The organism is Pseudomonas sp. GYB4201, assembly GCF_056312595.1.
The window spans coordinates 112,521-133,819 of the sequence record NZ_JBWGIG010000006.1 but is presented as its reverse complement, the minus strand read 5'-3'; the positions used below and the strand labels follow the sequence as shown (position 1 = coordinate 133,819).

Below are 21,299 nucleotides of genomic sequence, written 5' to 3'. Positions count from 1 at the left end.
TCCAGCATGGGATACCAGAAGATTCAGGTACCGAGCGTCGGCCAGAAGATTACCGTCAATGCAGATCATTCCCTCAATGTCCCTGACCAACCGATCATTCCGTATATCGAAGGCGATGGCATTGGCGTGGACGTCACGCCGGTCATGATCAAGGTGGTGGACGCCGCGGTGGCCAAGGCCTACGGCGGCAAGCGCAAGATTTCGTGGATGGAAGTGTACGCGGGTGAGAAAGCCACCCAGGTCTACGACCAGGACACCTGGCTGCCCCAGGAAACCCTGGACGCCGTGAAGGATTACGTGGTGTCCATCAAGGGCCCGCTGACCACGCCGGTGGGCGGGGGCATCCGCTCGTTGAACGTGGCCCTGCGCCAGCAACTCGACCTTTATGTGTGCCTGCGCCCGGTGGTGTGGTTCGAAGGCGTGCCCAGCCCGGTGAAAAAGCCTGGCGACGTGGACATGGTGATCTTCCGCGAGAACTCCGAGGACATCTACGCCGGCATCGAGTGGAAGGCCGGCTCGCCGGAGGCGCAGAAGGTCATCAAGTTCCTGAAGGAGGAGATGGGCGTCACCAAGATCCGCTTCGACCAGGACTGCGGCATCGGCATCAAGCCGGTGTCCAAGGAAGGCACCCAGCGCCTGGTGCGCAAGGCCCTGCAATATGTAGTGGATAACGACCGCAAGTCGCTGACCCTGGTGCACAAGGGCAACATCATGAAGTTCACCGAGGGTGCCTTCAAGGACTGGGGCTACGAGATCGCCCGCGACGAGTTCGGCGCCACCTTGCTGGACGGCGGCCCGTGGATGCAGTTCAAGAACCCCAAGACCGGGCGCAACGTGATCGTCAAGGACGCCATCGCCGACGCCATGCTGCAGCAGATCCTGCTGCGGCCGGCCGAGTACGACGTGATCGCCACCCTCAACCTCAACGGTGACTACCTGTCCGACGCCCTGGCGGCCGAGGTGGGCGGCATCGGCATTGCCCCGGGCGCCAACCTGTCCGACACCGTGGCCATGTTCGAGGCCACCCACGGCACCGCGCCCAAGTACGCGGGCAAGGACCAGGTCAACCCGGGTTCGGTGATTCTCTCGGCGGAGATGATGCTGCGCCACCTGGGCTGGACCGAGGCGGCGGACCTGATCATCAAGGGCACCAACGGCGCCATCGGCGCCAAGACCGTGACCTACGACTTCGAGCGGCTGATGGACGGCGCCACCCTGGTGTCCAGTTCGGGCTTCGGCGAGGCGCTGATCAAGCACATGTAATAGCAGGCAACAAAAAAACCGGCCGTCCTGGCCGGTTTTTCATGCCTCAATGCAACCTTTTGTAGCCGCTGCCGCAGGCTGCGCTGGCCCTATGCCCCGCTGGGAATCTCCAGTGGGCACAATGGCCAGCGCAGCCTGCGGCAGCGGCTACGGGCGAGGTGTTCAGGCAGTGATTGTCTGCTGCACAGCCTGCGGGGCAGTGTGCTGGGCGGGGCTGTCGGTGGCAGCGGAAATGTCGACGGCGTGCAGGCCCTTGGGGCCCTGGATGATTTCGAATTTGACAGGCTGGCCGGCCTTGAGGGTCTTGTAGCCATCCATCTTGATGGCCGAGTAGTGGGCGAACAGGTCTTCGCTTTTGCCCTCTTCAACGATGAAGCCATAGCCCTTGGCGTTGTTGAACCACTTGACCTTACCGTTTGCCATGCTCATATCCCTCTGCAAAGGACTCCATCTCTGGAGTATCATCCACTTCATCCGGCATTCGGACCGATCAAAAAATTTGGTTGACTGCGCGGACCTTTATTCCCCAATGTGGGTTCTATTGTTTGTAACACCGTTTTGCCGATAGTCAAGGTCATGCGGCGGCCGAGCTTACAGTCGGTCACAAGGTCAACACACAACCCTATTCGCTCAACCATGAACCTTCTTTCCATGCATGCATTCAGCCAGATTCGACTAACATTCAATCAGGATCGCCCGGAATCGCATGAGGACGATTCCGCAGGCGTGGCCATACAGGAGGCCAAGCCGGCCTTGAAGGCGCCACCCATGTATAAGGTGGTTTTGTTTAACGATGACTACACACCGATGGATTTCGTCGTCGAAGTGCTCGAGGTGTTTTTCAACCTTAACCGCGAGCTGGCGACCAAGGTCATGCTCGCCGTCCACACGGAAGGGCGAGCCGTATGTGGATTGTTTACCCGCGACATCGCCGAGACAAAGGCCATGCAGGTCAATCAGTACGCCAGGGAAAGCCAGCATCCGCTACTCTGTGAAATCGAGAAGGACGGTTAATCGCCGACCACTTGGGTATGAGGTGAAGCTATGTTAAACCGCGAGCTCGAAGTCACCCTCAATCTCGCCTTCAAGGAGGCGCGTTCCAAACGTCATGAGTTCATGACCGTGGAGCACCTCCTGCTGGCATTATTGGATAATGAGGCCGCCGCCACCGTTTTGCGTGCTTGTGGCGCAAACCTCGACAAACTCAAGCACGACTTGCAGGAGTTCATCGACTCCACCACGCCGCTGATCCCCGTCCACGACGAGGACCGCGAGACCCAGCCAACCCTGGGCTTCCAGCGTGTGCTGCAACGTGCTGTCTTCCACGTGCAGAGCTCGGGCAAGCGTGAAGTCACCGGCGCCAACGTGCTGGTCGCCATCTTCAGCGAACAGGAAAGCCAGGCCGTGTTCCTGCTGAAACAGCAGAGCGTGGCCCGCATCGATGTGGTCAATTACATCGCCCACGGTATCTCCAAGGTGCCTGGGCACGGCGATCATTCCGAGGGTGAGCAGGATATGCAGGACGACGAGGGCGGTGAGTCTTCTTCTTCAGGCAACCCGCTGGATGCCTATGCCAGCAATCTCAACGAACTGGCTCGCCAGGGCCGCATCGACCCGCTGGTAGGGCGTGAGCATGAGGTGGAGCGCGTTGCGCAGATCCTCGCCCGCCGCCGCAAGAACAACCCGCTGCTGGTGGGTGAGGCTGGCGTGGGCAAGACCGCCATCGCCGAAGGCCTGGCCAAGCGCATCGTCGACAACCAGGTGCCGGACCTGCTGGCCAACAGCGTCGTCTATTCGCTGGACCTGGGCGCCTTGCTGGCCGGTACCAAATACCGCGGCGACTTCGAAAAACGCTTCAAGGCGCTGCTGGGTGAGCTGAAAAAACGCCCGCAAGCCATCCTGTTCATCGACGAGATCCACACCATCATCGGTGCGGGCGCGGCGTCGGGCGGGGTGATGGACGCCTCCAACCTGCTCAAGCCACTGCTGTCCTCGGGTGATATCCGTTGCATCGGCAGCACCACGTTCCAGGAATTCCGCGGCATCTTCGAGAAAGACCGGGCCCTGGCGCGGCGTTTCCAGAAAGTCGACGTCAGCGAGCCTTCGGTGGAAGACACCATCGGCATCCTGCGCGGCTTGAAAGGGCGTTTCGAACAGCACCACAGCATCGAGTACAGCGACGAAGCCCTGCGCGCCGCTGCCGAGCTGGCCTCGCGCTACATCAATGACCGGCACATGCCGGACAAGGCCATCGACGTGATCGACGAGGCGGGTGCCTACCAGCGCCTGCAACCGGTGGAAAACCGCGTCAAGCGCATCGAAGTGCCACAGGTCGAGGACATTGTCGCCAAGATCGCGCGCATTCCGCCAAAGCACGTCACCAGTTCCGACAAGGAGCTGCTGCGTAACCTGGAGCGCGACCTGAAGCTGACCGTGTTCGGCCAGGACGCGGCCATCGACTCGCTGGCCACCGCCATCAAGCTGTCCCGTGCGGGCCTGAAATCGCCGGACAAGCCGGTGGGTTCGTTCCTGTTCGCCGGCCCTACCGGCGTGGGCAAGACCGAGGCCGCGCGGCAGTTGGCCAAGGCCCTGGGCGTGGAGCTGGTGCGTTTCGACATGTCGGAATACATGGAGCGGCACACCGTTTCCCGTCTGATCGGCGCGCCGCCGGGCTACGTCGGTTTCGACCAGGGCGGCCTGCTGACCGAGGCCATCACCAAGCAACCGCACTGCGTGCTGCTGCTCGATGAAATCGAGAAGGCCCACCCGGAAGTCTTCAACCTGCTGCTGCAGGTGATGGACCACGGCACCCTGACCGACAACAACGGGCGCAAGGCGGACTTCCGCAACGTCATCCTGATCATGACCACCAACGCCGGTGCCGAGACCGCGGCGCGCGCTTCGATTGGCTTCACGCACCAGGACCACTCGTCCGATGCCATGGAAGTCATCAAGAAGAGCTTCACGCCAGAGTTCCGCAACCGCCTGGATACCATCATCCAGTTCGGCCGGCTCAGCCACGAAACCATCAAGAGCGTGGTCGACAAGTTCCTCACCGAACTGCAGGCCCAGCTCGAAGACAAGCGTGTGCTGTTGGAAGTGTCGGACGCGGCGCGCAGCTGGCTGGCAGCCGGTGGCTACGACGCCACCATGGGTGCCCGGCCAATGGCGCGGCTTATCCAGGACAAGATCAAGCGGCCGCTGGCCGAGGAGATCCTGTTCGGCGAGCTGGCCGAGCACGGCGGCGTGGTGCACATCGATGTGAAGGACGGCGAGATGACCTTCGACTTCGAAACCACGGCGGAAATGGCCTGACGGTACACCGCCCGTAGCAGCTGCCGCAGGCTGCGTCCCCTACACCGCGAAACCGCGGTGGCTGTGACGCGGCCTGACGGCCGCTGCTACAAGGGGTGGTTTTGTAGCGCCCACACAAAAACGCCCGGCATGCGCCGGGCGTTTTCGTTTGTGTCGCTTAGCGAGCGCGGTAAGTGATGCGCCCTTTGCTCAAATCGTAGGGCGTCAATTCAACGCGCACCTTGTCACCGGTCAGAATACGAATGTAGTTCTTGCGCATCTTGCCGGAGATATGCGCGGTAACGACGTGCCCATTTTCCAACTCCACGCGAAACATGGTGTTCGGCAGGGTGTCGACGACAGTGCCTTCCATTTCGAAGCTGTCTTCTTTCGACATGCAGTAAAGCCCTCGGTGTCCAGTTAATGGCCCGGTGCAACTGCGCCAGGCAAAAGCGGCGTGCATTGTGCCTGAAAAAGGGGCGTTACGCCAAGGCCCTTCAGTTGAGTGTCACCCAGCGCTGGTTGATCAGCAGTTCTATGGGCCGGTATTGGGTCTTGTAGTTCATCTTTTTGCAGTTCTTGATCCAGTAGCCCAGGTACACCGCGCCCAGTTCCAGGCGCAGCGCCTCGCCGATCTGCCACAAAATCGCAAAACGGCCGAGGCTGCGGCGCTCCTCCGCGGGTTCGTAGAAGGTGTACACCGCCGACAAGCCGTTGGGCAGCAGGTCGGTGACCGCTACGGCCAGCAACTGGCCATCGCGGCGGAATTCGTAGAAGCGCGAGAACGGCAGGTCGCGTACCAGGAAGGTGGAAAACTGATCGCGGCTGGGCGGGTACATGTCGCCATCGGCATGGCGCTGTTCGATGTAGCGCTGGTACAGGTCGAAGTATTCTTCGCTGAACGCAGGCTTGGTGGAGGTCACCTGGATGTCGGCGTTGCGCTTGAGAATGCGTTTCTGCTGGCGGTTGGGGCTGAAGCTGGCCGCCGGGATGCGCGCCGGCACGCAGGCGTTGCAGCGCTGGCAGTGGGGGCGGTACAGGTGATCGCCGCTGCGCCGAAAACCCATTTCCGAGAGGTCGGCGTACACGTGCACGTCCATCGGCTGGCTGGGGTCGAGGAACAGGGTGGTGGCCTGCTCCTCGGGCAGGTAGCTGCACGAATGGGGTTGAGTGGCATAGAACTTCAATCGCGCCAACTCAGTCATGATCAACCCTCGGATCGAAACCTTTGAATAAGTGTAAGCCAGCCGCGCCCAACTCGCCTAACAAACCCAGGTGGCGGTGTTGGCTTGGTCGAGGTAGGTGCGCAGGTGCCAGGCGAAGTCTTCGCGGCTGATGGAGCGTGCGCCCAGGCTGAGCAGGTGCTCGGTGGGCATCTGGCAGTCGATGAGGACGAAGCCTGCCGCCTGCAGGTGGCCCACCAGGGCGGCGAAGCCGACCTTGGAGGCGTTGTCGGCGTGGCTGAACATGGACTCGCCGAAAAACAGCTTGCCCATGGCCAGGCCGTACAGGCCGCCCACCAGTTGCTCGCCTTGCCACACCTCCACCGAGTGGGCCAGGCCTTGCTGGTGCAGGTGGATGTAGGCCGCCTGCATGCTGCCGGTGATCCAGGTGCCGTCGGCGTAGGCCCGCGGGCCTGCGCAGGCGCGGATGACCGCGGCGAAGTCGGTGTCGAAGCTGACCCGGTAGCGCTGCTGGCGAATCACCTTGGCCAGGCTGCGCGACACGTGCAGCTCGGCGGGGAACAGCACGGTGCGCGGGTCTGGCGACCACCACAGGATGGGCTGGCCGTCCTGGTACCAGGGGAAGCAGCCATGGCGGTAGGCCTGCACCAGCCGCTCGGCGCTCAGGTCGCCGCCGGCGGCCAACAGGCCGTTGGGGTCGCGCAGGGCCTTGTCCAGCGGCGGGAAGGTGAGCTCGTTCTTTTTCAACCAGGTCAGCATGGGTTCTTTCTGGCAGGGGAGGGGAGGGCGCTTGTAGCCGCTGCCGCCAGGCTGCGCTGGCTCTTGGGTACACTGAAGAAATTCAGCGAGGCAAAAGGCCAGCGCAGCCTGCGGCAGCGGCTACAAGGGTGCGGCTGTGGCCAGTATTCAGGATAAAAACCCCGTCCTGCAACTCTACGGTCATGTCGCGGTCGTAAACCTTCGGGAATGTAATTGAAAAGCCTGCATAAGCCTTTGTCACAAAAGGCAATGCGTGCTCCAATTGAATCGTGCCAGACGCTCTGGGCTATGCTGTGGCGAACCCGTACAATGCTCCGTTCATTACCCTGATTTTTTATTGTTTGGTCCATCATCCGTTGTTGGCGCCCATGGGCGCAGGAAAAGACTTGTTTTGAAGAAATCCACCGCGACACCCAATCCCGTAGTGCCCCTGTGGCGTCAGCAAATGCACTACCGGCTCAAGGAAGGTGCCCTGATTGCCATGGGCGCCCTGTGCCTGTACCTGTGGATGGCGCTGCTCACCTACGACCAGGGCGACCCGGGCTGGAGCCACACCAGCACCGCCCATGAGGTGCAGAACGCGGCCGGCCGCGTGGGGGCCTTCGCCGCCGACATCCTGTTCATGGTGCTGGGTTATTTCGCCTACATCTTCCCGCTGCTGCTGGCGGTCAAGACCTGGCAGATCTTCCGCGAACGCCACCAGCCCTGGCAGTGGAGCGGCTGGCTGTTCTCGTGGCGACTGATCGGTCTGGTGTTCCTGGTGCTCTCGGGTGCCGCGCTGGCGCACATCCACTTCAAGTCCACCAGCCTGCCGGCCTCGGCGGGCGGTGCGCTGGGCGAAAGCCTCGGCGACCTGGCCTACAATGCGCTGAACGCCCAGGGCAGCACGCTGCTGTTCATCGCCCTGTTCCTGTTCGGCCTGACCGTGTTCACCGACCTGTCGTGGTTCAAGGTCATGGACCTGACCGGCAAGATCGTCCTCGACCTGCTGGAACTGGTGCAAGGCGCCGCCGGCCGCTGGTGGGCGGCGCGCAACGAGCGTCGCCAACTGGTGGCGCAACTGCGCGAGGTGGACGTGCGCGTGCACGACGTGGTCGCGCCCATTACCCCGGACCGCCGCGAGCAGGCCAAGGCCCGCGAGCGCATCATCGAGCGCGACCAGTCGCTGACCAAGCACACGGCCGAGCGCGAGAAGCAGGCGCCGCCGGTGATCATGCCGGCCCCGGCCATGGCCAAGCCGCCAGAGCCGAGCAAGCGCGTGCAGAAGGAAAAACAGGTGCCGCTGTTCGTCGACAGCGCCGTGGAAGGCACGTTGCCGCCCATTTCCATCCTCGACCCGGCCGAAAAGAAGAAGGTCAACTATTCGCCTGAATCCCTGGCGGGCGTGGGCCACCTGCTGGAAATCAAGCTCAAGGAATTCGGCGTCGAAGTGTCGGTGGACTCCATCCACCCCGGCCCGGTCATTACCCGTTACGAAATCCAACCGGCCGCTGGCGTCAAGGTCAGCCGCATCGCCAACCTGGCCAAGGACCTGGCGCGTTCGCTGGCCGTGACCAGCGTGCGCGTGGTGGAAGTGATTCCGGGCAAGACCACCGTGGGCATCGAGATCCCCAACGAAGACCGCCAGATCGTGCGGTTCTCCGAAGTGCTGTCGTCGCCGCAATACGACGAGGCCAAGTCGCCGGTCACCATGGCCCTGGGCCACGACATCGGCGGCAAGCCGGTCATCACTGACCTTGCGAAAATGCCGCACCTGCTGGTGGCCGGTACCACCGGTTCCGGTAAGTCGGTGGGCGTGAACGCCATGATCCTGTCGATCCTGTTCAAGTCCAGCCCCGAAGACGCCAAGCTGATCATGATCGACCCGAAGATGCTCGAGCTGTCGATCTACGAAGGCATCCCGCACCTGCTGTGCCCGGTGGTCACCGACATGAAGGACGCCGCCAACGCCTTGCGCTGGAGCGTGGCCGAGATGGAGCGCCGCTACAAGCTGATGGCGGCCATGGGCGTGCGCAACCTGGCCGGCTTCAACCGCAAGGTCAAGGACGCCGAGGAGGAGGGCACGCCGCTCACCGACCCGCTGTACCGCCGCGAGAGCATGGACGACGAGGCGCCGCTGCTCAAGACGCTGCCGACCATCGTGGTCATCGTCGACGAATTCGCCGACATGATGATGATCGTCGGCAAGAAGGTCGAAGAGCTGATCGCCCGTATCGCCCAGAAGGCCCGTGCCGCCGGTATCCACTTGATCCTGGCCACCCAGCGCCCATCGGTGGACGTGATCACCGGCCTGATCAAGGCCAACATCCCCACCCGCATGGCGTTCCAGGTGTCGAGCAAGATCGACTCGCGCACCATCATCGACCAGGGCGGCGCCGAGCAGCTGCTGGGCCACGGTGACATGCTGTACATGCCGCCGGGCACCAGCCTGCCGATCCGCGTGCACGGCGCCTTCGTCTCCGACGAGGAAGTGCACCGCGTGGTGGAAGCCTGGAAACTGCGTGGCGTGCCGGACTACAACGAGGACATCCTCGCCGGCGTCGAAGAGGCCGGCAGCGGCTTCGAAGGCGGCGGCGGTGGCGGTGGTGGCGACGAGGACAGCGAGTCCGACGCGCTGTACGACGAGGCCGTCAACTTCGTGCTGGAAAGCCGCCGGGCGTCCATCTCCGCGGTGCAGCGCAAGCTGAAGATCGGCTACAACCGCGCCGCGCGCATGATCGAGGCGATGGAAATGGCCGGCGTGGTCACGCCGATGAACACCAACGGCTCGCGCGAAGTCATCGCGCCCGGGCCGATGCGCGACTGATTGAACTGCCGGCCGCCGAATCGTCGGTGGCCGGTTCCATTCTTTGTACGAGGATTCCCATGCGCCTGATTCGCATGCTGTTGGTTTCTGCCCTGGCCTTCTCCACGCTGCCGGCCCACGCCGACGACGCCGCCGTGAAAAGCCTGACCCAGTTGCTGGAAAAGTCCCAGACCCTGGCGGCGCACTTCTCGCAACTGACCCTGGACGGCAGCGGCACCCAGCTGCAGGAAACCTCCGGTGAAATGACCCTGCAGCGCCCGGGCCTGTTCTACTGGCACACCGCGGCGCCGAACGAGCAGACCATGGTTTCCGATGGCCAGAAGGTCAGCCTGTACGACCCGGACCTGCAACAGCTGACCGTCAAGAAGCTCGACCAGCGCCTGACCCAGACCCCGGCCCTGCTGCTGTCCGGTGACATCTCGAAGATCAGCCAGAGCTTCGACATCAGCGCCAAGGAAGCGGGCGACGTGATCGACTTCATGCTCAAGCCCAAGACCAAGGACACCTTGTTCGACTCGCTGCGCCTGTCGTTCCGCAAGGGCCTGATCAATGACATGCAGCTGATCGACAGCGTCGGCCAGCGCACCAACATCCTGTTCACCGGCGTGAAAGCCAATGACCCGGTGGACAAGAGCAAATTCACCTTCGTGGCGCCCAAGGGCACCGACGTCATCCAGGAATAAGAGGTAGCCCCGCCCGTCATGGACCTGTTCCGCAGTGAGCCCATCGCCCAGCCCCTGGCCGCCCGCCTGCGGGCGCGCAACCTGGACGAATACGTTGGCCAGGAGCACCTGCTGGCCCGCGGCAAGCCGCTGCGCGAGGCGCTGGAGCAGGGTGCGCTGCACTCGATGATCTTCTGGGGGCCGCCTGGCGTGGGCAAGACCACGCTGGCGCGGCTGCTGGCGGAGGTTTCCGACGCTCATTTCGAGACCGTCTCGGCGGTGCTGGCCGGGGTCAAGGAGATTCGCCAGGCCGTCGAGGTGGCCAAGCAGCAGGCCGGGCAGTACGGCCGCCGCACCATCCTGTTCGTCGACGAAGTGCACCGCTTCAACAAGTCCCAGCAGGACGCCTTCCTGCCCTACGTGGAAGACGGCACGCTGATCTTCATCGGCGCCACCACCGAAAACCCCTCGTTCGAGCTCAACAACGCACTGCTGTCGCGCGCCCGCGTGTACGTGCTCAAGAGCCTGGACGAGGCGGCGCTGCGGCGCCTGGTGGACCGCGCGCTGACCGAGGAGCGCGGCCTGGGCAAGCGCCAGCTGCGCCTGGGCGACGAGGCCTTCGGCATGCTGCTGGCGGCGGCCGACGGTGACGGTCGGCGCATGCTCAACCTGCTGGAAAACGCATCGGACCTGGCCGAAGACGGCGAGGAAATCGCCACCGAGCTGCTGCAAAGCCTGCTGGGTGACACCCGCCGGCGTTTCGACAAGGGCGGCGAGGCTTTCTACGACCAGATCTCGGCGCTGCACAAGTCCGTGCGTGGCTCCAATCCGGACGCTGCCCTGTACTGGTACGCGCGCATGATCGACGGCGGCTGCGACCCGCTGTACCTGGCCCGGCGCGTGGTGCGCATGGCCAGCGAAGACATCGGCAACGCCGATCCGCGTGCCTTGGGCCTGTGCCTGTCGGCGTGGGACGTGCAGGAGCGCCTGGGCAGCCCCGAAGGCGAGCTGGCGGTGGCCCAGGCCATCGTCTACCTGGCTTGTGCGCCGAAGAGCAACGCCGTGTACATGGGCTTCAAGCAGGCCATGCGCGAAGCCACCGAGTACGGCTCGCTGGAAGTGCCGCTGCACCTGCGCAACGCCCCCACCAAGCTGATGAAACAGCTGGGCTACGGCGAGGAATACCGCTACGCCCACGACGAGCCCGACGCCTACGCCGCCGGCGAAGACTACTTCCCCGAACAGCTGGAGCCGCGCGCCTACTACCAGCCGGTGCCTAGAGGCCTGGAACTGAAAATCGGCGAAAAGCTCAAGCACCTGGCCCAACTGGACCGCCTCAGCCCGCGCCAGCGCCGCAAGCCCTGAAGGGGTGGTACGTTGCAACAGGCTGCGGCGCCCATGACGCGGCCTGCGGCCGCTGCTACGGAGGGGGCGTAGCCGCTGCCGCCAGGCTGCGCTGGCCGGTGTGAACCCTGGGGATCTCCAGTGAGGCACACGCATGTCTTGATTGTCAGGGTGTTGTCGAGATCGCGCGCTGCCAGCCTTGTTTGCCCGGTTCTGCAACACGCAACTGGAAACAGCCCTTCTATCCCGGTACGCTGGCCGTTAATATGGTCGGCTGCCCGGTGTCCTGCCCGCAACAAGGGCTGACCAAGACTTAATTTGATAACGAGAGACCGACATGCTCGATCCCCTGATTTTGCGTACCAAGCTCCACGAAACCGCGGATCGCCTCGCAGCCCGTGGCTACAGCCTGGACGTGGCGCGCCTGGAAGCGCTGGAAGCCCAGCGCAAGACCGTACAGACCCGCACCGAGCAACTGCAGGCCGAGCGTAACGCCCGCTCCAAATCCATTGGCCAGGCCAAGCAGCGCGGCGAAGACATCGCCCCGTTGATGGCTGACGTCGACCGCATGGCCGGCGAGCTGGCCGAAGGCAAGGCCGAGCTGGACAAGCTGCAGTCCGAGCTGGACGCCATCGTGCTGGGCATTCCCAACCTGCCGCACGAATCGGTGCCGGTCGGTGAAGACGAAGAAGGCAACGTCGAAGTGCGCCGCTGGGGCACCCCGGCCGATTTCGGCTTTGAGGTGAAAGACCACGTGGCCTTGGGCGAGAAGTTCGGCTGGCTGGACTTCGAGACCGCCGCCAAGCTGTCCGGTGCACGCTTCGCCTTGCTGCGCGGCCCGATTGCCCGCCTGCACCGCGCCCTGGCGCAGTTCATGATCAACCTGCACGTTACCGAGCACGGCTACGAAGAGGCCTACACCCCGTACCTGGTGCAGGCCCCGGCGCTCAAGGGCACCGGCCAGCTGCCCAAGTTCGAGGAAGACCTGTTCAAGATCAGCCGCGAAGGCGAGGCCGACCTGTACCTGATCCCGACCGCCGAAGTGTCGCTGACCAACATCGTCGCCGGCGAGATCCTCGACGCCAAGCAGCTGCCGCTGAAACTGGTCGCCCACACCCCGTGCTTCCGCAGCGAAGCCGGCGCCTCGGGCCGTGACACCCGCGGCATGATCCGCCAGCACCAGTTCGACAAGGTCGAAATGGTGCAAGTGGTCGAGCCGTCGAAATCCATGGACGCCCTGGAAAGCCTGACCGCCAACGCCGAGCGCGTGCTGCAGGCCCTGGAGCTGCCGTACCGCGTGCTGGCCCTGTGCACCGGCGACATGGGCTTCAGCGCCGTGAAGACCTACGACCTGGAAGTGTGGATCCCCAGCCAGGACAAGTACCGCGAAATCTCCTCGTGCTCCAACACTGGTGATTTCCAGGCCCGCCGCATGCAGGCGCGTTTCCGCAACCCGGAAACCGGCAAGCCGGAGCTGGTACACACCCTCAACGGTTCGGGCCTGGCCGTGGGCCGCACCCTGGTGGCCGTGCTGGAAAACTACCAGCAGGCCGACGGTTCCATCCGCGTGCCGGAAGTGCTGAAGTCGTACATGGGCGGCATCGAGGTCATCGGCTAAATGGAATTCCTGCCGCTGTTTCACAAGCTCAAGGGCAGCCACGTGCTGGTCGTGGGCGGTGGCGAGATTGCCTTGCGCAAGTCGCGCCTGCTGGCCCATGCCGGCGCGCTGCTGCGCGTGGTGGCCCCGGCCATCGAAGCGCAGTTGGATGAACTGGTGCGCAGCAGCGGCGGTGAAGCGGTGCGCCGCGGTTATCAGGAGAGCGACCTGGACGGTTGCCAACTGATCATCGCCGCCACTGACGACGAAGCCCTCAACGCCCAGGTGTCGGCGGACGCCAAGCGCCGCTGCGTGCCGGTCAACGTGGTGGACGCGCCAGCCCTGTGCAGCGTGATCTTCCCGGCCATCGTCGACCGCTCGCCCCTGGTGGTGGCGGTGTCCAGCGGTGGCGACGCGCCGGTGCTGGCACGCCTGATCCGCGCCAAGATGGAGGCCTGGATTCCGGCCGCCTACGGCGAGCTGGCCGGCTTGGCGGCGCGCTTCCGTGCCCAGGTCAAAGGCCTCTACCCCGACGTGCAGCAGCGCCGCGCGTTCTGGGAAGAGGTGTTCCAGGGCCCGATTGCCGACCGCCAACTGGCCGGGCAGGGCGCCGAAGCCGAAAGGCTGCTGGTGGAGAAAATCAACGGCCAGCCGCCCCACGCACCCGGTGAAGTCTACCTGGTGGGTGCCGGCCCCGGTGACCCTGACCTGCTGACCTTCAAGGCCTTGCGCCTGATGCAACAGGCCGACGTGGTGCTGTACGACCGCCTGGTGGCCCCGGCCATCATCGAGCTGTGCCGCCGCGACGCCGAGCGCATCTACGTCGGCAAGCGCCGCGCCGACCATGCCGTGCCGCAAGACCAGATCAACCAGCAACTGGTGACCCTGGCCAAGCAAGGCAAGCGCGTGGTGCGGCTCAAGGGTGGCGATCCGTTCATCTTTGGCCGTGGTGGCGAGGAAATCGAGGAACTGGCGGCCCATGGCATCCCGTTCCAGGTGGTGCCGGGCATTACCGCGGCCAGTGGTTGCGCGGCCTACGCCGGCATTCCATTGACCCACCGCGACTACGCCCAGTCGGTGCGCTTCATCACCGGCCACCTCAAGGACGGCACCAGCGACCTGCCCTGGGCAGACCTGGTGGCGCCGGCCCAGACCCTGGTGTTCTACATGGGCCTAGTGGGCTTGCCGAGCATCTGCGAGCAGTTGATCAAGCACGGCCGCGCCGCCGATACCCCGGCAGCGCTGGTGCAGCAGGGCACTACCGTCAACCAGCGGGTGTTCACCGGCACCCTGGCTGACCTGCCACGGCTGGTGGCGGAGCATGAAGTGCATGCGCCGACGCTGGTCATCGTGGGTGAAGTGGTGCAACTGCGCGAGAAACTCGCCTGGTTCGAAGGCGCCCAGCAAACTGTATAACCCCGTAGCAGCGGCCGCAGGCCGCGTCACAGGCACTGCGTAGTGTCCTGACGCGGCCTGCGGCCGCTGCTACGGGTTTTAGGCGATGCCTTTGCCGGGCAGGCGCGCGCGGTCGTGGGGCAGGGTGAAATCCTGCGCCGGGCCCTTCGGCACCACCCCCGTCGGGTTGATGGTGGCGTGGCTGGCATAGTAATGATGCTTGATGTGCTGGAAATCCACCGTCTGCGCCACACCTGGCCACTGGTACAGCTCACGCAGCCAGTTCGACAGGTTCGGGTAGTCGGCAATCCGCCGCAGGTTGCACTTGAAGTGCCCGTGGTACACCGCGTCAAAGCGAATAATCGTGGTAAACAGCCGCACGTCCGCCTCGGTCAGGTACTCGCCGGCCAGGTAGCGCTGCTCGCCCAACAACCGCTCCAGGCGGTCCAATTCAGCGAAGACATCATCGAACGCCGCCTCATAGGCTGACTGCGACGTGGCAAAGCCTGCGCGGTAAACGCCATTGTTCACCGCCGGGTAGATCGCCTCGTTCAGCGCGTCGATGGTGCCGCGCAGCTTCTCGGGGTACAGGTCCAGGGTGTTGCCGGTCAGGTCGTTGAACGCGCTGTTGAACATGCGGATGATCTCCGCCGATTCGTTGCTGACAATGCGCCCCAGCTTCTTGTCCCACAGCACCGGCACGGTCACGCGCCCGGTGTAGTCCGGCGTCTCGGCGGTGTAGCGCTGGTGCATGAATTGCAGGCCGTCGAGCTTGTCGCCAGTGGAGCCGAGCGTTGTGTCGAAGGTCCAGCCGTTCTCGCGCATCAGCCAGCTGACCACCGACACGTCGATCAGGCCTTCCAGGCCCTTGAGCTGGCGCACGATCAGCGTGCGGTGAGCCCAGGGGCAAGCCAGCGATACGTACAGGTGGTAGCGGCCGGCCTCGGCCTTGAAGCCGCCTTCGCCGCTGGGGCCCGGACGGCCGTCGGCGGTCACCCAGTTGCGACGCTTGGCCGCTTCGCGCTGGAACGCGCCGTCTTTGGCGCTTTCGTACCACTGGTCATGCCAGCGTCCTTCGATCAACAGGCCCATGGGCTGGACTCCTCGCAAACTCTATAAGCGTTGGAGCCCAGTGTACGGCCATCAGTTCGAATAAATAGCGCAAAAACCCCGATCAACCTATCGGTTAAATCGATCTGTCACGGGTGGCCCAGTATTCACGGGCGGTGGCAAAGGCCTCGTCACGGGGCTGGCCCAGGCCGCGCAGGGCCAGGGCCATGGTCGAGATCAGGGCCATCTCGCCGTAGCTGTCCTGGGCCTCGCCGCGCCATACCGCCAGCAGGTGCGCAGGCGCAAGGCTGGCCGGTTTCACATGGCGTTGCGCTGCCAGCTGCGGCCACTCTTCATCCCAGCTCTGGCCGCCGGTGGTGCCGTACAGGTGGCTGGGGCTGTCGGGGTTGACCTCGATCTCGCCGCCGTCACCCTTGATGACAATGGCGTGGTCGCCCAGCAGGCCGCTGGCATCGCGGTGCACCGCCTGGTAACCGGGGTGGAAGATGCTCTGCAGGCCGCAGCGCGCGCCCAACGGGTTGAGGATGCGCGCCAGGGAGTGGATCGGCGAGCGCAGCCCCAGGGTGTTGCGCAGGTCGATCATCCGCTGCAGTTGCGGCGCCCAGTCCACCAGCGGCGCGAAGGCCAGGCCGTGGCTGTCCAGCGCCGTGCCCACCGCGTCCCAGCCGCGCGCCAGGGGAATGCCCAGGGTGCCCAGCAGTTGCTCGGTGTACAGCCGCCCCGCGGTGTGGGCGCCACCGCCGTGCATCAGGATGCGCAGGCCGTTGCCGGCCAGGCACTTGGCTGCCAGCAGGTACCAAGGCAGGTGGCGTTTCTTGCCGGCGTAGCTGGGCCAGTCGATGTCCACGGCCAGGGCCGGGGGGTTGAGCCGCGCGCGCAGGGCCTCGGTGAAACCGGCCAGCTCCTCGGCGCTTTCCTCTTTGTGCCGCAGCAGCATCAGGAAGGCGCCCAGTTGGGCTTCCTCCACCTGCTCATCCAGCAGCATGCCCATGGCCTCGCGCGCTTCCTCGCGGGTCAGGTTGCGCGCGCCGCGCTTGCCCTTGCCCAAGGCACGGACGAATTGAGCGAACGGGTGTTCGGCAGGGGTTTCCAGCAGCAGGGCGGGGTAGTCGGTCATATGCAATTGGTCGGCTTGGGCAGGCCCGCCAGCTTGGCGGCAAGTTTGGCGGGAGTGCCGTTGAACAGGCGGTTCAGGTGCGGGCTGTTGCCTTTCTCGGCGCCCAGCTTCAGCGCGGTGTACTTGATCAGCGGCCGCGTGGCCGGCGACAGCTGGAACTCCTGGTAGAACTGGCGCAACACCTCCAGCACCTCCCAGTGTTCGGCGGTCAGCACGATCTCCTCGCGCGCGGCCAGGGCCTCGGCAACGGGTTTAGACCACTCGGTCAAATCTTCCAGAAAGCCGTTCTGGTCCAGCGCAATCGCACGGCCTTCAACCATCAGTTCACTCATAGCCAGGTGTTGACCTTGTCAAAATCGAGGGTGAGCTGCACAAAGCCCGGGTAATCCACCACCTGCGCCGCGCCATTGATGGCGCGCGCCTGCACATCCTCGTCCAGGGCGTAAACCCGGCCCGGCAGGTGCGCCAGGCTGTCATTGAGCAGCGCGTACACGGCGTCGCCGGTCAGCAGCAGGGCATCATCAGCACCCAGCAGGCGCAGGCAGCTGGCCAGGCGGTTGTCGCCGAAGGGCGAGTGGGACAACACATGCAAAGTAGCCATCAGAGGGTAATCACCTGATCAAAACGGTCGACAAGGGCGGCAAGGGCCGCGTCTTCCAGCACCTGGGCGACAAGGCTCAAGCCGTCGGCGGCCAGGCCGCGTTCGCGCAGGCTGCTGGCCGCCACGAACAGCTCGTCCACGCCGAACATCGGCAGCGCCTGCAGGTTGGCCGTCAGGTCTTTCTGCTGCACCTGGGCAGGTTGCTGCCCTTGCGCCAGCTGAAACACGCCGTCATCGAGGAACAGCATGCCCAGCGGTAAATCGAACGCACCGCCCGCCAGGGCGATGTCCAGCGCCTCGCGCGGGCCGGGGCCCGACCACGGCGCCTGGCGGCTGATAATCAACAAGGACTTGGCCATGTCACTGCCCTCCAAAGGTCACGAGGCGGTCGGCCAGCTGGGCCGCTTCATGCAGTTGCCCCAGCCCGGACAGGTCCCATGGCGCCGGCAGGTTGGCCGCGGGGCGGTTCCAGCGCTTGGCTTCGGCTTCATCCAGCACGCCACGGCGCAGGGCGGCGGCAATGCACACCACCGCGTCCAGCTGGCGCTCGGTAATAAAGGCGCGCCACTGGGCGGCCACGTCCAGCTCATCCTGCGGGGCAACGACGTTGCCCGAGGCGCTGTGCACCCCGTCCTGGTAGAAGAACAGGCGGACGATTTCATGGCCGCCCGCCAGCGCCGCCTCGGCAAACCGCAGGGCGCGGCGCGAGGAGGGCGCATGGGCGGGGGAAAATACAGCGATGGCGAACTTCATGGCGCGGCTCTATCAGCAAATCTGCCGGAATGATAAAGCCTGCACGCGAAAAAAGCCCGCCGCACCCGCCTCAGCGGGCGCTGTTGTCGCGCAGCTCCGGCAGGAACCAGTTCAGCACCAGGGCGCAGATGCCACCGGTGGCCACGCCCGACTCCAGCACGTTGCGCAGCGCCGACGGCATGTGCGCCAGGAACTCCGGCACCTGCGCCACGCCAAGGCCCAGGGCCAGGGACACGGCAATGATCAGCAGCGCACGACGGTCCAGGTGAATGCTGGCCAGGATATTGATGCCCGACGCCGCCACGGCACCGAACATGACCATGGCCGCGCCACCCAGCACCGGCTCCGGCACCGCTTGAATCACGCCGGCCACCGTCGGGAACAGGCCCAGAATCACCAGCATGCCGGCAATCCACACGCCAATGTGGCGGCTGGCGATGCCGGTCAGCTGAATCACGCCGTTGTTCTGGGCAAAGATCGAGCTGGGGAAGGTGTTGAACACACCGGCCAGCAACGAGTTCGCGCCGTTCACCAGCACGCCGCCCTTGATGCGCTGCATCCACACCGGGCCTTCCACCGGCTGCTTCGACACCTTGCTGGTGGCCGTCACGTCACCGATGGACTCCAGCGAGGTCACCAGGTAAATCACCAGCATCGGAATGAACAGCGCCCACGAGAAGCCCAGGCCGAAGTGCAGCGGCACCGGCACCTGGAACACCGCAGCTTCATGCATGCCGGTGAAGTTCAAGCGGCCCATGTAGCCGGCCAGGGCATAACCCACCGCCAGGGCGATGACGATCGCGCAGCTGCGCATCCACACCACCGGCACCCGGTTCAGCACCACGATAATTGCCAGCACCACGCCCGACAGCAGCAGGTTGTCGCCGTTGGCGAACGTGCCGTTGGCCATGGCCGAGAAGCCGCCGCCCATGCTGATCAGGCCGACCTTGATCAGCGTCAGGCCAATCATCAGCACCACGATGCCGGTCACCAGCGGCGTGATCAGCCGCTTCACGAACGGCAGAATGCGCGAAATGCCCATCTCCACGAACGAGCCGGCAATCACCACGCCGAAAATCGCCGCCATCACGCCTTCAACCGGCGTGCCCTGCTTCACCATCAGCGCGCCACCGGCAATCAGCGGCCCGACGAAGTTGAAACTGGTGCCCTGCACAATCAGCAAACCCGCGCCAAACGGCCCGAAGCGCTTGCACTGCACAAAGGTGGCGATACCGGAAATCACCAGCGACATCGACACGATCAGGTTGGTGTCATGGGGCGAAACGCCCAGCGCCTGGCAAATCAACAGCCCCGGCGTCACGATGGGAACAATGATCGCCAGCAGATGCTGCAGCGCAGCCAGCAGGGCAATCACCGGGCGGGGACGGTCTTCCAGCCCCAGCACCAGGTCTTGGCTAGGGGGCGGGGAGGGCTGTTGATGAACAGTCATGGCAGGGCCTTGGCGAAAAAAAGAGCGCAATTCTACGGATAAGCACCCCACAAGGCCACTACCGTTGCGCCGCGCATCGCCACCCGGTGCACCTTCTCCAACGCGGCGCCAAAGACGCGGCCTTGTGGCCGCTGCTACAGGCTCGCGCGGTATCCACTATCCCGCGTAGCAGCTGCCGAAGGCTGCGTCCCGCCACCCCGCGGTGTACCTGCCCCAACGCGGGGCCAAAGACGCGGCCTGCGGCCGCTGCTACAGGTCCGCGCGATATGCGCCGCCCACAAAAAAGCCCGCCGAAGCGGGCTTTTCCAACACAACCACCTAATCAGTCATCACGACCCATCAGGCCAAACAACTGCAACAAGCTGACAAACAGGTTGTAGATCGAAACATACAGGCTGATGGTCGCCATGATGTAGTTCCGCTCACCACCCTGGATGATCGCGCTGGTCTGGAACAGGATGCACACCGACGAGAACAGCACGAAGCCCGCGCTGATCGCCAGTTGCAGCCCGCTGATCTGGAAGAACATGCCCGCGACGGTGGCACCCAGCAGCACAAAGAAGCCCGCAGTGATGAAGCCACCCAGGAAGCTCATGTCCTTGCGCGTGATCAGCACGTAGGCCGACAGGCCGCCGAACACCAGCGCCGTCATGGCAAACGCCGAGCTGACCACCTCGGCACCGCCCTGCATGTGCAGGTAACGGTTGAGGATAGGGCCCAGCAGGTAACCCATGAAACCGGTCAGGGCAAAGGTGGACACCAGGCCCCAGGCGGAGTCACGCAGCTTGGTGGTGAGGAAGAACAGGCCGTAGAAGCCGATCAGCACCACGAAAATGTTCGGGTAGCCCACGTGCATCTGCTGCGACACGTAGGCGGTCACGGCGCTGAAGGCCAGGGTCATGGCCAGCAAGCCGTAGGTGTTGCGCAGGACCTTGCTGACCTCTAGCTGGTCGGCCTGCTGCCTGCTATTGACTGCGTAATCCTGTTCGCGCATGGCGAGACTCCTTTGGGTTGAAAACCGCGTTTGAAACGTTCAGATGCAAAGATCATAACAGACATGCTGCAAGGGGAAATGAAGAGAGTTTGACAGTGTGTTTCAATCGGGTATTATGCACGCCGCAACAAGCTGGAAGCGTGGCCGAGTGGTTTAAGGCAACGGTCTTGAAAACCGTCGATGGGCAACTATCCTAGAGTTCGAATCTCTACGCTTCCGCCACATTTTCTTTGTTAGAGCCCTGATTATTCAGGGCTTTTTTGTTTCTGGGGTTTGGGATTTCTGGTCAAGTCGCATCGGATGTGTTCCGCATCATTTCGATGTGTTCCGCAACTATTGGCTGGCTCGGGCCTACTTTGTAGGGCTTACAATCTCGCCAACAGGGCGATAAACGACCTCGGTAATGCGCTTGTCCGTATGCCCAAGCAGGCGGCTGGCCTGGCCAAGATCTTCGATTTCGCTTGCAGCCTTGGGACGGATATCCCTGAACTGAAAGCCCTTGATACTCTCTGCAAGCACGCTGTCCAGGTCTTCCAGAGCCTGTTTCGCAGCCGCTGCCCTCGCATCATCCCACCTCAGCCTCAGCATTGATTTCGTGACATTTCGGCCGTCCTCAGTATTGATCAGGTACGGATTCCGCACTCCTCGCTCTCGGCGTTGCAACAGCAGGCGCTCCAGCAGGACCGATAGCTGGCTTTCATCCTCACCGGTGCCAAGGCGAATACGCAGCTTCTTTGTTGTCTTGCCCTGGGCGATCTGTAAATACCCATCGATCACGTCAGTTGCGCGGAATGCCAGCACGTCCGCCGGGCGCTGGCCGGTTAGATAGGTAAGGTCCATTGCGTCACGCAATTCCGGAGAGGCTTTGGCATAGACCGCATCCCAGATAACCGGGCTGGCGTAAAAATCCCTCGGCTTCTCTTTATTCTTCCGCACGCCCGTTGCAGGGTTGACGCGGTCGGTGATGCCCCACTCTCTGGCCATGTTGAACATGTGGGAAAGCAACGCT

Annotated in this window: 21 protein-coding genes and 1 tRNA gene; 9 read left to right on the top strand and 13 right to left on the bottom strand. The window is 63.8% G+C overall.

The window, feature by feature from the left end:
• Window positions 1-6: 6 nt before the first annotated feature.
• Window positions 7-1,263 carry an NADP-dependent isocitrate dehydrogenase gene (gene icd, locus AC0Z2B_RS07810; RefSeq protein WP_416425225.1) on the top strand — a complete coding sequence of 419 codons (1,257 nt, stop codon included), beginning with the start codon at window positions 7-9 and terminating at the stop codon, window positions 1,261-1,263.
• Between the two features lie 162 nt (window positions 1,264-1,425).
• On the opposite strand, the gene cspD is transcribed toward icd, so the two are convergent.
• Window positions 1,426-1,686: a cold shock domain-containing protein CspD gene (gene cspD / locus AC0Z2B_RS07805; protein WP_416425224.1), complete on the bottom strand. Its 261-nt coding sequence runs from the start codon at window positions 1,684-1,686 to the stop codon at window positions 1,426-1,428.
• Window positions 1,687-1,914: 228 nt separating this feature from the next.
• Here cspD and clpS point away from each other — a divergent pair, with 228 nt between their 5' ends.
• Together clpS and clpA are read left to right on the top strand one after the other, a co-directional pair.
• A complete protein-coding gene (gene clpS, locus AC0Z2B_RS07800) occupies window positions 1,915-2,277 on the top strand; it encodes an ATP-dependent Clp protease adapter ClpS (protein ID WP_416425223.1) in 363 nt (120 codons plus the stop codon).
• A 30-nt stretch (window positions 2,278-2,307) separates the two neighbouring features.
• Window positions 2,308-4,578 (top strand): ATP-dependent Clp protease ATP-binding subunit ClpA, encoded by a 2,271-nt coding sequence (gene clpA / locus AC0Z2B_RS07795; RefSeq protein ID WP_416425222.1) that lies wholly within the window; start codon window positions 2,308-2,310, stop codon window positions 4,576-4,578.
• 157 nt (window positions 4,579-4,735) lie between these two features.
• Here clpA and infA read toward each other — a convergent pair whose 3' ends face one another.
• From infA to aat, 3 genes are all read right to left on the bottom strand, one after another.
• The gene (gene infA, locus AC0Z2B_RS07790; RefSeq protein ID WP_002553999.1) at window positions 4,736-4,954 is read right to left on the bottom strand and encodes a translation initiation factor IF-1; all 219 of its coding nucleotides are present in this window, start codon (window positions 4,952-4,954) and stop codon (window positions 4,736-4,738) included.
• Window positions 4,955-5,054: 100 nt separating this feature from the next.
• Complete coding sequence (locus AC0Z2B_RS07785) at window positions 5,055-5,762, bottom strand: arginyltransferase (RefSeq protein ID WP_475504269.1); 708 nt, start codon at window positions 5,760-5,762, stop codon at window positions 5,055-5,057.
• A 57-nt stretch (window positions 5,763-5,819) separates the two neighbouring features.
• Window positions 5,820-6,500, bottom strand: a complete 681-nt coding sequence (gene aat, locus AC0Z2B_RS07780) for a leucyl/phenylalanyl-tRNA--protein transferase (protein WP_476295824.1) — start codon at window positions 6,498-6,500, stop codon at window positions 5,820-5,822.
• 391 nt (window positions 6,501-6,891) lie between these two features.
• Between aat and AC0Z2B_RS07775 the strand changes: the two genes are divergently transcribed.
• The 5 genes from AC0Z2B_RS07775 to cysG all read left to right on the top strand — a co-directional run bounded on the left by AC0Z2B_RS07775 (window position 6,892) and on the right by cysG (window position 14,325).
• On the top strand, window positions 6,892-9,306 hold the full coding sequence (locus AC0Z2B_RS07775; protein ID WP_416425219.1) for a DNA translocase FtsK: 2,415 nt from the start codon (window positions 6,892-6,894) through the stop codon (window positions 9,304-9,306).
• A gap of 59 nt (window positions 9,307-9,365) precedes the next feature.
• Window positions 9,366-9,989 (top strand): outer membrane lipoprotein periplasmic chaperone LolA, encoded by a 624-nt coding sequence (lolA, locus tag AC0Z2B_RS07770; RefSeq protein ID WP_416425218.1) that lies wholly within the window; start codon window positions 9,366-9,368, stop codon window positions 9,987-9,989.
• Window positions 9,990-10,007: 18 nt separating this feature from the next.
• A complete protein-coding gene (locus AC0Z2B_RS07765) occupies window positions 10,008-11,333 on the top strand; it encodes an AAA family ATPase (protein WP_473003084.1) in 1,326 nt (441 codons plus the stop codon).
• 316 nt (window positions 11,334-11,649) lie between these two features.
• Window positions 11,650-12,930 carry a serine--tRNA ligase gene (gene serS / locus AC0Z2B_RS07760; protein ID WP_476295823.1) on the top strand — a complete coding sequence of 427 codons (1,281 nt, stop codon included), beginning with the start codon at window positions 11,650-11,652 and terminating at the stop codon, window positions 12,928-12,930.
• On the top strand, window positions 12,931-14,325 hold the full coding sequence (gene cysG / locus AC0Z2B_RS07755; protein ID WP_476295822.1) for a siroheme synthase CysG: 1,395 nt from the start codon (window positions 12,931-12,933) through the stop codon (window positions 14,323-14,325). It begins immediately after the preceding gene.
• A gap of 78 nt (window positions 14,326-14,403) precedes the next feature.
• Here the strand turns inward: cysG and AC0Z2B_RS07750 are convergent, their stop codons facing one another.
• The 8 genes from AC0Z2B_RS07750 to AC0Z2B_RS07715 form a co-directional block, all read right to left on the bottom strand.
• A complete protein-coding gene (locus tag AC0Z2B_RS07750) occupies window positions 14,404-15,396 on the bottom strand; it encodes a glutathione S-transferase family protein (protein ID WP_476295821.1) in 993 nt (330 codons plus the stop codon).
• Between the two features lie 94 nt (window positions 15,397-15,490).
• Window positions 15,491-16,492 (bottom strand): glycosyl transferase family protein, encoded by a 1,002-nt coding sequence (locus AC0Z2B_RS07745; RefSeq protein ID WP_476295820.1) that lies wholly within the window; start codon window positions 16,490-16,492, stop codon window positions 15,491-15,493.
• Window positions 16,489-16,824: a TusE/DsrC/DsvC family sulfur relay protein gene (locus tag AC0Z2B_RS07740; RefSeq protein ID WP_473003078.1), complete on the bottom strand. Its 336-nt coding sequence runs from the start codon at window positions 16,822-16,824 to the stop codon at window positions 16,489-16,491. Before AC0Z2B_RS07740 ends, AC0Z2B_RS07745 begins: the two co-directional genes overlap by 4 nt.
• The gene (gene tusB / locus AC0Z2B_RS07735) at window positions 16,821-17,093 is read right to left on the bottom strand and encodes a sulfurtransferase complex subunit TusB (protein ID WP_476295819.1); all 273 of its coding nucleotides are present in this window, start codon (window positions 17,091-17,093) and stop codon (window positions 16,821-16,823) included. The genes AC0Z2B_RS07740 and tusB overlap by 4 nt, the downstream gene beginning before the upstream one ends.
• Complete coding sequence (gene tusC / locus AC0Z2B_RS07730) at window positions 17,093-17,452, bottom strand: sulfurtransferase complex subunit TusC (RefSeq protein WP_476295818.1); 360 nt, start codon at window positions 17,450-17,452, stop codon at window positions 17,093-17,095. Before tusC ends, tusB begins: the two co-directional genes overlap by 1 nt.
• A gap of 1 nt (window position 17,453) precedes the next feature.
• Window positions 17,454-17,846: a sulfurtransferase complex subunit TusD gene (gene tusD / locus AC0Z2B_RS07725; protein WP_476295817.1), complete on the bottom strand. Its 393-nt coding sequence runs from the start codon at window positions 17,844-17,846 to the stop codon at window positions 17,454-17,456.
• Between the two features lie 70 nt (window positions 17,847-17,916).
• Window positions 17,917-19,296, bottom strand: a complete 1,380-nt coding sequence (locus tag AC0Z2B_RS07720; protein WP_416425208.1) for a nucleobase:cation symporter-2 family protein — start codon at window positions 19,294-19,296, stop codon at window positions 17,917-17,919.
• A gap of 322 nt (window positions 19,297-19,618) precedes the next feature.
• The gene (locus AC0Z2B_RS07715) at window positions 19,619-20,290 is read right to left on the bottom strand and encodes a Bax inhibitor-1/YccA family protein (protein ID WP_416425207.1); all 672 of its coding nucleotides are present in this window, start codon (window positions 20,288-20,290) and stop codon (window positions 19,619-19,621) included.
• A gap of 134 nt (window positions 20,291-20,424) precedes the next feature.
• Between AC0Z2B_RS07715 and AC0Z2B_RS07710 the strand changes: the two genes are divergently transcribed.
• A tRNA-Ser gene (locus AC0Z2B_RS07710) sits at window positions 20,425-20,512 on the top strand.
• Between the two features lie 129 nt (window positions 20,513-20,641).
• Here AC0Z2B_RS07710 and AC0Z2B_RS07705 read toward each other — a convergent pair.
• Window positions 20,642-21,283 (bottom strand): tyrosine-type recombinase/integrase, encoded by a 642-nt coding sequence (locus AC0Z2B_RS07705; RefSeq protein ID WP_476295816.1) that lies wholly within the window; start codon window positions 21,281-21,283, stop codon window positions 20,642-20,644.
• Between the last annotated feature and the right edge of the window lie 16 nt (window positions 21,284-21,299).